General features: G+C 49.9%; 14 protein-coding genes. 12 read left to right on the top strand and 2 right to left on the bottom strand.

All coding sequences use genetic code 11. The features are described from left to right. Position 1: 1 nt before the first annotated feature. Positions 2-1,333, bottom strand: coding sequence for a M28 family peptidase (locus BLW68_RS02325; protein WP_092789762.1), 1,332 nt, complete (start codon positions 1,331-1,333; stop codon positions 2-4). A gap of 220 nt (positions 1,334-1,553) precedes the next feature. Between BLW68_RS02325 and BLW68_RS02330 the strand changes: the two genes are divergently transcribed. Further along, positions 1,554-1,847: an ArsR/SmtB family transcription factor gene (locus BLW68_RS02330; protein ID WP_068228627.1), complete on the top strand. Its 294-nt coding sequence runs from the start codon at positions 1,554-1,556 to the stop codon at positions 1,845-1,847. Positions 1,848-1,907: 60 nt separating this feature from the next. Here the strand turns inward: BLW68_RS02330 and rpsT are convergent, their stop codons facing one another. Beyond that, the gene (gene rpsT, locus BLW68_RS02335; RefSeq protein ID WP_068228633.1) at positions 1,908-2,177 is read right to left on the bottom strand and encodes a 30S ribosomal protein S20; all 270 of its coding nucleotides are present in this window, start codon (positions 2,175-2,177) and stop codon (positions 1,908-1,910) included. Positions 2,178-2,352: 175 nt separating this feature from the next. Between rpsT and murJ the strand changes: the two genes are divergently transcribed. The 11 genes from murJ (at position 2,353) to BLW68_RS02390 (ending at position 13,576) form a co-directional block, all read left to right on the top strand. Beyond that, on the top strand, positions 2,353-3,927 hold the full coding sequence (gene murJ / locus BLW68_RS02340) for a murein biosynthesis integral membrane protein MurJ (RefSeq protein ID WP_092789764.1): 1,575 nt from the start codon (positions 2,353-2,355) through the stop codon (positions 3,925-3,927). Between the two features lie 50 nt (positions 3,928-3,977). Beyond that, a complete protein-coding gene (gene ribF, locus BLW68_RS02345; RefSeq protein ID WP_092789766.1) occupies positions 3,978-4,946 on the top strand; it encodes a bifunctional riboflavin kinase/FAD synthetase in 969 nt (322 codons plus the stop codon). Then, entirely contained in the window at positions 4,943-7,768 is a 2,826-nt protein-coding gene (gene ileS, locus BLW68_RS02350; RefSeq protein WP_092789768.1) for an isoleucine--tRNA ligase, read from the top strand. The genes ribF and ileS overlap by 4 nt, the downstream gene beginning before the upstream one ends. Next, a complete protein-coding gene (gene lspA / locus BLW68_RS02355; RefSeq protein WP_092789770.1) occupies positions 7,768-8,256 on the top strand; it encodes a signal peptidase II in 489 nt (162 codons plus the stop codon). Before ileS ends, lspA begins: the two co-directional genes overlap by 1 nt. Next, complete coding sequence (gene fkpB / locus BLW68_RS02360) at positions 8,253-8,690, top strand: FKBP-type peptidyl-prolyl cis-trans isomerase (RefSeq protein WP_092789772.1); 438 nt, start codon at positions 8,253-8,255, stop codon at positions 8,688-8,690. Before lspA ends, fkpB begins: the two co-directional genes overlap by 4 nt. A 3-nt stretch (positions 8,691-8,693) precedes the next feature. Then, positions 8,694-9,623, top strand: a complete 930-nt coding sequence (ispH, locus tag BLW68_RS02365; RefSeq protein WP_092789774.1) for a 4-hydroxy-3-methylbut-2-enyl diphosphate reductase — start codon at positions 8,694-8,696, stop codon at positions 9,621-9,623. Between the two features lie 90 nt (positions 9,624-9,713). Beyond that, positions 9,714-10,742, top strand: a complete 1,029-nt coding sequence (locus BLW68_RS02370; RefSeq protein ID WP_092789776.1) for a sensor histidine kinase — start codon at positions 9,714-9,716, stop codon at positions 10,740-10,742. Then, the gene (locus BLW68_RS02375; protein WP_092789778.1) at positions 10,742-11,446 is read left to right on the top strand and encodes a LytR/AlgR family response regulator transcription factor; all 705 of its coding nucleotides are present in this window, start codon (positions 10,742-10,744) and stop codon (positions 11,444-11,446) included. The genes BLW68_RS02370 and BLW68_RS02375 overlap by 1 nt, the downstream gene beginning before the upstream one ends. Positions 11,447-11,531: 85 nt before the next feature. After that, positions 11,532-12,188, top strand: a complete 657-nt coding sequence (locus BLW68_RS02380) for a GspH/FimT family pseudopilin (protein ID WP_143039912.1) — start codon at positions 11,532-11,534, stop codon at positions 12,186-12,188. A gap of 12 nt (positions 12,189-12,200) precedes the next feature. Continuing rightward, entirely contained in the window at positions 12,201-12,617 is a 417-nt protein-coding gene (pilV, locus tag BLW68_RS02385; protein ID WP_092789783.1) for a type IV pilus modification protein PilV, read from the top strand. After that, entirely contained in the window at positions 12,614-13,576 is a 963-nt protein-coding gene (locus BLW68_RS02390; RefSeq protein ID WP_092789785.1) for a PilW family protein, read from the top strand. Before pilV ends, BLW68_RS02390 begins: the two co-directional genes overlap by 4 nt.

Below are 13,576 nucleotides of genomic sequence, written 5' to 3' on the forward strand. Positions count from 1 at the left end.
TTTACTGCCTTAAATCAATGCGGCTGTTTGCTATAGCTTTAGTGGTAATTAACCAGGCTTCCAGGTTTTGCTGCATCGCGGCCGGATCAATTTTATCCAGCGTGTCGTTAGGGGTGTGGTGGTAGTCAAAATAATCTGTGCCGTCTTGCTGTAAACTGGCAACCGGCACACCTTGTGCTTTTAAAACAGACACATCCGGGCCACCGGAGGCAGTATTATCGCCCATTTCTATGCCAAGCGGTGCCAGTTTTTGCTGTAGTGTTTTGCCAAAGGCCAGTGCTTTTTCACCAAAGCCGGTATCCAGCCGCCAGATCCGGCCTGCACCGAAATCAGATTCTGAAGCAAATACATGCTTGTTAAGGCTTGCGGTGTGTTTGGCGGCATATGCACGCGCGCCCACTAAACCACCTTCTTCATTACCAAACAATACCACCCGTACCGTGCGCTCTGGCCGGCCTTGTTGTTTTAGCAAAGCGCCGGTGGCCATAACTATACCTACGCCGGCGCCATCGTCCAGTGCGCCTGTGCCTTCATCCCACGAATCAATGTGGGCGCTTATCAATACAATTTCATCCGGGTATTTACTGCCAGTGATCTCGGCAATAACGTTATGGCTTACTACTTCGCCGGGTAATTTGTTTTGCATTTGTAAGTGCAGTGTCAGCTCAGGCTGGCGGCTAAGCATTTTAGCCAGCTGCATGGCGTCGGGTACGGAAACTGCCGCTGCCGGGATCCGTGCAACTTCATCGTTGTAACGCATAATGCCGGTATGAGCAAAACGGTTAATACTGGTGCCTACCGAGCGGATAATAATAGCTTTAGCACCTAATTTTGCAGCTTCTACCGCACCCTGAGCGCGCGCGCCAACCACTGAGCCATAAAAGGTACCCAGTTTGTCTTTACCCATACTTTTATTAATAAAAACAATTTTATCTTTTACCAGCGCAGCGTCGGCTTGTTTTAGCTGTTCCAGGCTGTCAAACATCACTACCTGAGCATTAATGCCGTCAAACGGAGTGGCGACAGAACCACCCAAAGCGGTAACTACCAGATTTTGATGAAAAGGCGCACTGACACTCAGGCTGGCATTGCCTCGCTCCCAGTACTGCATGGTAAAGGGCTCGGTCCAGACTTTATCGTAGCCCAGTTGCTTAAATTTCTGCTCGGCCCAGGCTACTGCTCTGGCATCGGCTTCGCTACCGGCCAGACGCTGGCCTACTTCTACCGTTATAGATTCTGTCAGCTGATAAGCCAGGGTGTTATCCAGTGCGAGTTCCTGAGCTGAGATTTGCAGGCTAAGTGCGGTTGCCAGCGTGGTTAACCATAATTTCATCGTTGCTTGTTCCCTTTGTTATTGTAGTTTGCAGACTGTAGCACTTTTTTTTCACTGCCGAAGTTATGCACGCTAAAAGCTGTTGTTTGTCAGACTAACAGAGGCGTTCGCCGCTGAGGTAAAGCAGAAAGTGTTATTCTTTGTTAATTAAGAATGATTATATTGTCGCTCTATAAGGAAGGCGGTAATATCGGGCCGTCCAGACATACAGGTACACGAAATGAATTTACAGGATATGCTGAAAAATTCTGCTAAAGCAGTAAAGCTGTTAAAAGCAGTATCCAATGAGCGGCGTTTATTAATCCTATGCCATTTGCTGGAAGGGGAGCTGTCGGTAGGGGAAATGAATCAAAAGCTGGAGCTGAGTCAGTCCGCGTTGTCGCAGCATCTGGCGTTATTACGCCGGCATAAGCTGGTAAAAACCCGCAAAGAAGCACAAACCGTATTTTATAGCCTGAACAGCAAAGAGGCTGAGGCGCTGATTGCATTACTGCATAAGTTATATTGCAGTTAAATAGCTCCGCGGAAAAACAAAAAAGCCGGCATAAGCCGGCTTTTTTGTTGGAACTGTGTCTTAAGCAACGCTTAATGCTTTAACATGTGCATTTAAACGAGCTTTATGACGTGCTGCTTTGTTCTTGTGGATCAGACCTTTAGCGGCCATACGATCCAGAACAGGCACCATTTTCTTGAATGCTTCAGTTGAAGCAGTTACGTCAGCAGTTAATACCGCTGCGTAGGTTTTCTTTATGAAAGTACGCATCATAGAACGTTGTGAAGCATTTTGCTGACGACGTTTTTCTGATTGAATTGCGCGCTTCTTAGCAGACTTAATGTTAGCCAAGGTAACACTCCTAAAAAACTAAACCGGACCCATCAAAGGCCGCATAATATGCCTATTTAATGGCCCGTTGTCAAATGCTTTAACGGTAAAGACGCAGATTTTAATCCGGCGGCCTACTGGTAATCTGCGTTAATAAAGGGGCAAAATAGCAGCCTGCCAGAAGAAGGAAGTTTAAGTGTCTGCAAAGTTATTAAAATCAGGCCTCATTGTTAGTTTTATGACGTTAATTTCGCGCGTATTGGGGCTGGTACGCGATGTAGTGGTTGCCAACTTTATTGGTGCCGGTGCTGCCGCCGACGTATTCTTTTTTGCTAACCGCATTCCTAATTTTCTGCGCCGCTTGTTTGCTGAAGGCGCTTTTTCGCAGGCCTTTGTACCGGTGCTGGCTGAGGTAAAATCCAAACATGGCGATGATGCCGTGCGCGAACTGCTGGCAAAAGTGGCTGGCAGCCTCGGCGTAGTTGTTACCCTGGTAACATTATTTGGCGTTATTGCCTCGCCGCTGGTGGCGATGCTGTTTGGCATGGGCTGGTTTGTTGAGTGGCTGAACGATGGCCCTGAAGCACATAAATTTGAGCTGGCCAGCCTGATGCTGAAAATTACTTTTCCTTATTTGTGGTTTATCAGCCTGGTAGCGTTATCGGGCGCGGTGCTTAATACCTATAACCGCTTTGCTGTGGCGGCCTTTACGCCGGTGTTTTTAAATATCGCTATGATTGCCTGCGCGATCTATATGGCGCCCACTATGCAAGAGCCTGCGCTGGCGTTGGCCTGGGGCGTATTTATCGGTGGCGTAGTGCAGTTGCTGTTTCAGCTGCCGTTTTTGGCCAAAGCCGGTTTGCTGGTATGGCCTAAGTGGGGCTGGCGTGATGAAAACGTTACAAAAATCCGCAAACTTATGCTGCCAGCGCTGTTTGGTGTGTCGGTAAGCCAGATAAATTTACTGCTTGATACCGTTATCGCCTCGTTCTTACTTACCGGCGCTGTAAGCTGGCTGTACTACTCTGACCGGTTGATTGAATTTCCACTGGGTTTATTTGGTATAGCTATTGCTACGGTGATTTTGCCGAATTTATCGCGCCATCATGCCAGTGCCAATACCGAACGTTTTAGCCAGACGCTGGACTGGTCACTGCGGTTTGTCGCCTTGTTTGGTATACCGGCCATGGCGGGGCTGATTGTGCTGTCGCAGCCAATTATTGCGCTGCTGTTTATGCGTGGCGAGTTTACTCAAAACGATGTGCTGATGGTGTCATACAGCTTAATGGCCTACAGCACCGGCTTACTGAGCTATATGCTGATAAAAGTGTTGGCGCCGGGTTTTTATGCGCGTCAGGATATCAGAACACCTGTGCGTATCGGCATTATTGCTATGGTAGCCAATATGGTATTTAACCTGATGCTGGCACCCTTTTTAAGTTATGTCGGGCTGGCGCTGGCTACTGCTATGTCAGCCAGTTTAAATGCGTATTTACTTTATCGCGGTTTAAAACTGGCCGGCGTATACCAATTAAGTAAAACCAGCATGGTATTTTTGCTGAAACTGGTTATTGCCAGTTGCCTGATGGCGGCATTGCTATATTGGCAAACGCCATCACTGGCGCAGTGGGTGCAGCTTAGCTTTACTGTGCAGGTGTGGCGTTTAAGCGCTTTGTGTGTGCTGGCTGTGGTCGGATATTTTCTGCTGTTGTGGTTGCTTGGTGTGCGTTTGCGGCATTTTAAAGCTAATTCTGTTGCTGAAAGCAAATGATTAAGTGGCTATAATGCGCGGTTTATAATCAGTACTCAGAAACGGCAGGCATGGAGTTAATTCGCGGCTTACACAATATTCAGCCCCGGCATCGCGGTTGTGTGCTTACCATAGGTAATTTTGATGGCGTGCATTTGGGGCATCAGGCCGTGCTGCATAAAGTAGTGGCGATTGCCAGACAAATGCAGCTGCCATCTTGCGTGATGCTGTTTGAACCGCAGCCGCTGGAGGTTTTTGCCGGCCCTGCTGCACCCGCGCGGTTAACGCGGTTTCGGGAAAAATACACTGCGTTGGCGCAGTTGGGTATAGACCGGCTGTTATGTGTTAATTTTACGCCCGCGTTTGCGGCTCAGGCACCCGAGCAGTTTATTCAGCAATTGTTATTAACACAGCTGGGTGTAGCACATTTAATTGTCGGTGATGATTTTCGCTTTGGCAGTCAGCGTAGCGGCAATTTTGAGTTATTGGCATTAGCGGCTGAGCAGTATCAATTTAGCGTATACAGTACCTCAAGTTTAGTGTTAGGCCAGCAGCGGATCAGCAGCACCCTGATCCGTCAGGCTCTGGCAGATGACAATTTAACGCTGGCGGCAGAGATGCTGGGCCGGCCTTTTGCTTTAACCGGCCGCGTGCGGCATGGCCGCAAATTAGGTCGGGATCTGGGCTTTCCTACTGCCAATGTGTTTTTATACCGGCGTAAGCTGCCGGTAGCTGGCGTGTATGCCATTACGGCGAACACGGTATTTGGCACCTATTATGGTGTAGCTAATATTGGCAACCGGCCGACTGTACAGGGCCATCGGCAACAGCTTGAAGCGCATTTGTTTGATTTTAAAGGCGATTTATATGGCAGCCAAATAGAAGTGTTATTGCAGCATAAGTTGCGTAACGAACAACGCTTCGACGGTTTGGCCGCGTTACAACAACAAATTGCTGCTGATGTGATAGCAGCAAAAGCATTTTTTCAGCATGGCGCCAATGCCCATGCCACTACTGATAAGACGGAACCCAACGGATGAGCGACTATAAGCATACCCTGAATTTGCCGGAAACGGCTTTTGCGATGCGCGCCAATCTGGCGCAGCGTGAGCCGCAAATGCTGGCAAAATGGACCGAAGCCGATTTGTACGGCAAAATCCGCGCAGCGAAAAAAGGTAAAAAAACCTTTATTCTGCACGACGGCCCACCCTACGCTAACGGCAATATTCATATCGGGCATGCGGTTAACAAAATTCTGAAAGACATTATCGTTAAAGCCAAAACGCTGGACGATTTTGACGCGCCCTATGTACCGGGTTGGGACTGTCACGGCCTGCCGATTGAGCTGGTAGTGGAAAAAAAATACGGCAAGCCTGGTACCAAGCTGACACCGGCGGAGTTCAGGCAAAAGTGCCGCGAATACGCTGCCACGCAAATTGATGCACAGCGCACCGACTTTATCCGTTTAGGTGTGCTTGGCGATTGGCAAAACCCGTACCGCACTATGGATTACGGCTTTGAAGCTAATATCATCCGCTCACTGGGCAGAATTATTGCTAACGGCCATTTGCAGCAAGGCTTTAAGCCGGTGCACTGGTGTACCGACTGTGGCTCAGCGCTGGCGGAAGCAGAAGTGGAATATCAGGATAAAATATCACCGGCGATTGATGTGCGTTTTGCTGTGGTAGACGAAGCCACGGTGGATCTGTTTGATCATCCACAAGGTAAACGTGGCAGCGGTAAAGTGTCGGTAGTGATTTGGACCACCACACCGTGGACAATCCCCGCCAACCGTGCCGTGGCATTAAATGCCAAACTGGATTACAGCTTAGTACAGGTAGAGCAGGGCCCCAACGGTGCTGAGCGCTTAATTATTGCTACCGATCTGGTAAAAGACGTAATGGCGCGCGCCGGTATTGAACATTACCACGCACTGGGTTTTGCCAAGGGCGCAGCGCTGGAATTAGTACAACTACAACACCCGTTGTATGACTTTACCGTACCGCTGATTATGGGTGAACACGTTACCACTGAGTCCGGTACCGGTTGTGTGCATACTGCGCCAGGCCATGGTCAGGAAGACTTTATTGTTGGTAAGCAATATAACCTTGAAGTGGCTAACCCGGTAGGTGCGAATGGTGTTTACCTGCCCGATACACCGCTGTTTGCCGGCCAGCATGTATTTAAAGCCAACGACAGCGTAGTAGAAGCATTAAAAGACGCCGGTGCGCTGCTGGTGCACAAGGCGTATAAACACAGCTACCCACACTGCTGGCGCCATAAAACGCCGATTATTTTCCGTGCCACACCGCAGTGGTTTATCAGTATGGAACAGCAGGGCCTGCGTGCTACGTCGCTTAAGCAAATTGAACAAACCCGCTGGATCCCGGATTGGGGCCAGCAGCGGATTGAAAAAATGGTAGAAGGCCGGCCAGACTGGTGTATCTCACGCCAGCGTACCTGGGGTGTGCCGATAGCACTGTTTGTTGATAAAGACACCGGCGCATTGCACCCGGATACCCAGGCATTAATGGAACAGGTTGCCAAGCTGGTTGAGCAAAACGGCATTCAGGCCTGGTTTGATTTAACGGCTGAAACGCTGTTGGGTGATGATGCAAAACAATACGTTAAGGTAACTGACACCCTGGATGTTTGGTTCGACTCTGGTGTAACCCATGCCTGCGTAGTGGAAGATCGGCCGGAATTTGGTGGCGCCGATCAGGCTGATTTATATCTGGAAGGCTCTGATCAGCACCGTGGCTGGTTTATGTCGTCCCTGATGACCGGCGTTAGCATTAAACATAAAGCGCCGTACAAGCAAGTGCTGACGCATGGCTTTACCGTAGACGGTGATGGCCGCAAGATGTCGAAGTCTTTAGGCAATGTGGTATCACCGCAGGATGTAATGAACAAACTCGGCGCCGACATTCTGCGCTTATGGGTGGCCACTACCGATTACACTTCAGAGATGACGGTGTCGGATGAAATACTAAACCGAGCTGCTGACAAATACCGCCGTATCCGTAATACCGCGCGTTTTTTACTGGCAAACTTAAACGGTTTTAACCCGGCCACCGATTTAGTGCCGTTCGATAAGATGGTTGAACTGGATCTGTGGGTGGTAAACCGTGCTGCTAAATTACAGCAGGAAATTATCGACGCTTACGACAGTTATCAGTTCCATCAGGTAAGCCAGAAGCTGATGAATTTCTGTACGGTGGAGCTGGGTAGTTTCTATCTCGATGTGATTAAAGACCGCCAGTACACCGCCCATACAGACGGCGTTGCACGGCGTTCGTGCCAGACAGCGTTGTATCATATTGCCCAGGCGATGGTGCGCTGGATGGCTCCGGTAATGAGCTTTACCGCCCAGGAAATTTGGCAGGAACTGCCAGGCCAACAGCAGGAATTTGTGTTTACTGATGTTTGGTATACCGGCTTTAGCGGTGTTACCGGTGGTAAATTTGACGATGCTTTCTGGCAGCAATTACTGCAGGTGCGGGATGAAGTTAACAAAGTGCTGGAAGCGGCGCGACGCGAAGATAAAATCGGCGCTTCATTGCAGGCCGAAGTAACCTTATATGCATCAGAAGCACTGGCGGCCGATTTAGCCAAACTGGGTGACGAGCTGCGTTTTGTGCTGATCACTTCTACGGCGCAGGTAAGTACAGACAATGCCCCGGCGGATGCTGTACAAACTGTGGCCGGCTTAAGCGTGCACGTAGCGGCTTCAACGGCAGCCAAATGCGGCCGCTGCTGGCATCACCGCCATGATGTCGGTGCCGATGCGGCGCATGCCGAGTTATGCCTGCGCTGTGTGAGCAATGTGGAAGGCGCAGGTGAACAGCGGGCGTTTGCATAATGGCATTATTTAAAGATACCGGCTGGCGCTTGTGGTGGTTGATGCTGTTGGTGCTGGTAGCCGATCAGGTAAGCAAACAAGTGGTGATAGCCAATATGCAGCTGTTTGATTCGATTGAACTGCTGCCGTTTTTTAACTTCACCTATGTGCGTAACCATGGTGCGGCGTTTTCGTTTTTAAGCGATGCCGGCGGCTGGCAGCGCTGGTTCTTTACCGTTATTGCCGTGGTGATAAGCGCCGTGCTGGCAGTATGGCTGGCGCGCAACAGCAGGGCACAATTAAAGCTGAACCTGGCGCTGAGTTTAGTGCTGGCAGGTGCTATTGGTAACCTGATTGATCGCAGTATCTACGGCTACGTAATAGATTTTTTTCATCTGTACTATCAGAACTGGCATTATCCGGCGTTTAATATTGCCGATTCGGCTATCTGTATTGGTGCAGCCTTACTTATTTGGGACAGCTTTAGTAATAACGAGGTGAAAAAGTGACAAACGCAGTAATAGGCGCCAACAGCAGCGTTATTTTTCACTTTGATATTAAGTTGTCAGACGGCAGCGCGGCAGAAAGCACCCGGGTGCACAACAAACCGGCCAAACTGCAAATGGGTGATGGCAGTATTTCAGCGGCGTTTGAAGCGCAGTTAAGCGGGCTGACAGCCGGCGATAAAAAAACCTTTACGCTGGCACCAGAGGATGCCTACGGCATGCCAAACCCGGATAACATTTACTATGTTGATCGCAGCAAGTTCTCTGCCGATGCACCGGCTAAGGCCGGTATGATTATCGGCTTTACCATGCCTGATGGCTCTGAAATGCCGGGTTTGGTGCGTGAAGTAGTCGGCGAGTCGGTGACGATAGATTTTAACCACCCGCTGGCCGGGCAAACGCTGACGTTCAGCGTTGAAATAGTACAGGTAAGCTGAATTATGGATATTCTATTAGCCAATCCGCGCGGTTTTTGTGCCGGCGTAGACCGCGCTATCAGCATTGTTGAGCGCGCACTGGAGCTGTACGAGCCACCGATTTACGTGCGTCACGAAGTGGTGCATAACCGTTTTGTGGTAGACGGCCTGCGCCGCCGTGGCGCGGTGTTTGTTGATGAACTGAACGAAGTGCCGGATGGCAATATCGTTATTTTCAGTGCGCATGGTGTATCGCAAGCCGTGCGGGAAAACGCCAAACAGCGCGGCCTAAAAGTATTTGATGCGACCTGCCCGTTAGTTACCAAGGTGCATATGGAAGTCACCCGCGCCAGCCGCAAAGGCATAGAGTGCATTCTGATTGGCCATGCCGGCCACCCGGAAGTAGAAGGCACCATGGGCCAGTATGATAACGCCGATGGTGGTATTTATCTGGTCGAATCGGTTGATGATGTGGCCGCACTAAAGGTGAAAAACCCGGCCCAGCTGTGTTTCAGCAGCCAGACGACGTTATCGGTGGATGATACTGCGGATGTCATAGATGCGCTGCGCGCGCGCTTTCCGGAGATTGAAGGCCCGCGCAAAGACGATATCTGCTACGCCACCCAGAACCGCCAGGATGCGGTGCGCGATTTAGCCGGTAAAGCTGATTTGTTACTGGTGGTGGGAGCAAAAAACAGTAGTAACTCCAATCGCTTGCGCGAACTGGCCGATAAAATGGGCTGCACGGCTTATTTAATTGATACCGCCAACGATATTCAGCAAGCCTGGCTTGAAGGGGTAAAAGCGGTAGGGGTAACTGCCGGTGCGTCGGCGCCTGAAGTGCTGGTGCAGCAGGTTGTTAAACAGCTGCAGCAATGGGGCGGTAAAACGGTAAGTGAAAACCCCGGCCGTGAAGAAAATGTGGTGTTTGCTATCCCGGCAGAGCTGCGTTAGTACCAGGCTGACGCATAGCGCGCTCAGCCTTATTTGTTTGCCCGTGTTGTTATAGTATGCTGCTTGGCAATTAAACAGTCAGGCAAATGTATGCAAATAAACCGGGCTTTACCCGCGCTGGAATTTCCCTATCTGTGCCATAGCCGTTTTGTGCTGCGGTTGCTGGTAATGGCGCAGGCAGTGTCGGTGGTATTGGCATTTGCTCCCGGCATAACGGCAGATCCCTGGCACAGGCTGGGGCTTATCAGTGTATTTGTGCATTGGGTGGCCTTGCTTACTACGGTATGTTTTTGCCAGTTACGGCAGCAGCTAAACCGCCTTAAGCCGGCTACTATGCTGATTAGCTGCATTACGCTGTTTGAAGTTGCCACTATCCTTGTCAGTGTCGTTGCCCATTCCTGGCTGGCCAGCCAAAGTCCGCATATGTCGCAGAGTTTAGCGGCATTTGTACTGGCAAATATGATGATCAGCCTGATTATTGCGGTTATCGCCATACAGTTTTTTATTATTCATACCGAGCGTAACCAACAGGTCAGGGCGCAAAGCCGGGCTGAATTAAGCGCATTGCAGGCCCGGATAGAACCGCACTTTTTGTTTAACAGCCTGAACACCGTAGCAGAGCTTACCCAGGTTGACCCCAATGCGGCAGAGCAAGCACTGCTCAATTTGTCGGCGTTGTTCAGGGCTGCATTAAATGCCGGCCAAACCGTGTCTCTTACCGAAGAATTAAGGTTATCCGAGCAATATTTGTCGCTTGAACAATGGCGTTTAGGCCAACGCATGACAGTGCAGTGGGATTTACCCGAGCATATTCCTGAGCTTAGCCTGCCGGCTCTTACTATTCAGCCGCTGCTGGAAAATGCCGTGCGCCACGGGGTGGAAAATTGTGCTGAGCCAGCCAGCTTGCACCTGACACTGGTAGAAAGCCGGCACGCAGTCAGTATTGTTATTACTAATCCGCTGGGGCAACCGGGTAGCAAAAAAGCCGGTAATGGTATTGCGCTGGACAATATTCGCCAGCGCTTGCAATTACATTATGGCAGCGGTGCGCAGTTACACAGTGCAACCAGCGAGGGGCGGTTCAGGGTAAAACTGGTGCTACCGAAGGATGGCAGCTGATGAAAGTGCTTATTGTTGATGATGAGCCTCTGGCCCGCGCCAGATTACAGCGTTTACTGGCGCAACAAGCCGGATATCAGTGTGTTGGTGAAGCGGAAAATGCAGCCCAGGCAATGCAGCTTATTTATAATTTACAGCCTGATCTGCTGCTACTGGATATTGCCATGCCGGGGGCTGATGGTATTTCTCTGGCAACAGATATTCTGGCGCTGGCAACACCGCCAGCCGTCATTTTTGTTACTGCCCATCCCCAACATGCGCTGGACGCATACCGGGCCAGCCCGGCTGATTACCTGTTAAAACCGGTGTCGCCAGAGCGGCTGGCGCAAGCGCTGCAACGTTTAGGTACCCAGACCCGGGCTCATCTGGAACGCAAAAGCACCGAGCCTAAATTAAGTTACATACAGGCTGGGATAAAACGCCAGATAGCACTCAAAGATGTGCTTTATTTTAGCGCTGAAGATAAATATGTGCGGATGGTATTTAGCAAGGGCGAGGCGATAATTGAGCAAAGCCTGGTGCAATTGCAGCAATTGTATCCTGATAACCTGTTGCGAATTCATCGCAGCACCATGATCAATAAAGCCCATTTTCAGCGCTTAATTAGTGCTAACGGTAAGCACTGGGTCGTGCTGGCGGGGCGGGGCGAGAAGCTGGAGGTCAGCCGGCGCGAAGTGGCTAATATCCGTAGCAATATGTCTTAATTATCTGCTTGCCGTTGGTCTGGCAATAGCACCGCCTGTCGTGAAAATCATGCCTGTTGTTTTATTGATAGCGTAAAGTCTGTAGATGAAAATGTGCCTGGTATTTCGCAGAGACTTTACCCCAATGATAACTGCCGAAAGAAAAAAACATCCCGATACTATTTGGCTGCTAAAGCTGCAGTGCGGTTTTACGCTGGTTGAACTAATGGTGACTGTAGCTGTGCTGGCTATTGTGATGGCTGTAGCTGTGCCCTCTTTTACCAATCTGATAAACAGTAATCGGTTAACTGCTCAGGCTAATGAGGTGCTGGCTGCGCTTATTCTGGCACGTACCGAAGCAATAAAACGAAATGAAAGCATCGTGTTTTGCCATAGCACAGACGGCGAAAACTGCTCTGTGCCACCTGCTGCAGGCTGGCAAGGCTGGCTGGTTCGCGGCACTACAGATGTTACCGCTGTGGCAACCGGGATTATTCATTCAGCGCGCTTTGTTGTGCTGTCCAGCAGTAATGTGGCCAATGCGGCAATAGATGGTGTGGGACATTCTGTGCGTTTTAGCCCACAGGGATTACTTAGAAGTGGTAATGGTAATAATCCGTTAAATGGTGTTTTACGCATTTGTTTACCCGATATGCAGATAACTCAAAATAGCCGGGATCTTGAGATGCGCTCCGGAGGACGAACCAGAGTTGTCAGCATCAGCCCGGGGCAGAATTGTCCTGTGCCAGCAAATCCGGCCTAGGGGAGCAATAATATGAACAATGGCGTTCGCACTTTTAATAAACAGCATGGGGTTTCTCTGTTGGAAGTGCTGGTATCGGTGCTGGTATTGGGTATTGGTTTGTTAGGCGTTGCGGCACTACAAACATCAAGTATGCGCCACACTAACAGCTCGCTGGAAAAAACCATGGCTGTAATACTGACAGATACGTTAGCTGAGTTGTTAAGAGCAAATCCACAAGCGGCCAGGTTGGGCAACTATGCTTTTAGCGATTGCACCGGTAGTGATGTGTTAGGGACTGCCGCCTGGGTGCAGGATGTGAAACAGGCCACCCGTGAAGATGCATGCCCTGTTGTCAGTTGGGAAGGTGACAGATACACCGTCACCATTACCTGGGGTGACGAGCGGTTAAATACCCAAAACGCTATTGTGACTCAGGTGATGCCATGAATATTCGTGTCCGAGGATTTTCGCTTGTTGAATTGATGATTGCTATGGTACTTGGCCTATTAGTATTAGGCGGTGCTATAGGGGTATTTATAGCCAATCAGACCACCAGCAGAGCTAATGCTGCGTTGAGTGATATGCAAAGTATTGCCAGGCTTAGTTTTCAGCTTATGTCGCATGATATTCGCAATGCTGGCTTTTCTGGCTGCAATAACAGTATGCGGATATCAAATGTTATTGCTATAGCAGGTGTGCGCCCAGCATGGGCAGACTGGACTACTGGTTCTGGTATCCAGGGGTTTGCTGCACCCGTGGGGGTAATTAACGGCCTGCAAGCTGCTAACGGAACTCAGGCGTTAAGGCTGATGTTTGGCTCTGGCGCCAACAACTCTATCAGTAATTACAATGGCTCAGTTATCAGCTTAAATACTAATCCGGTGTTGGCAGCCGGAGAGGTGGCAATTGCTTGTGATGAAAGCCTGGCTAGTATTTTTCAGATTAATGAAGCAGGTGCAATGTCAGTTACCCATGGCGCAGCAGGTTTAAACTGTGACGCTAATCTTGGTTTTATGGCAGAGGATGACTGGGCATGTGGGCTCAGTCCGGCACGGGGGTTTAGTAATAACGCTATGTTAATGCGTTTTGAATCTATTGCCTGGTTTGTTGCCCCCAGCCGTGACGATGCGGGTGTAATGTCTTTATACAGAGCATCTTTAGTGGGCGACTCTCAGGTAAATGAAGAGGTGTTATATGGCGTTGCTGATTTGCAGTTTGCTTACCTTAATGGTGATACCGGGTTGTTTCAACAGGCCGCTGCTGTAACCGCTGCAGGACAGTGGGGGCGCATAACTGCAGTAAACGTCAGTGTCACACTTGATGATGCGATATTGCAGGGGCAAAACGTGCCGGACAATGTCAGGACTATCACCTTTTTAGTGTCATTACGTAACAGGCTGGGGTGA

It is taken from the genome of Rheinheimera pacifica (genome assembly GCF_900108485.1).
GTDB classification, from domain to species: domain Bacteria; phylum Pseudomonadota; class Gammaproteobacteria; order Enterobacterales; family Alteromonadaceae; genus Alishewanella; species Alishewanella pacifica.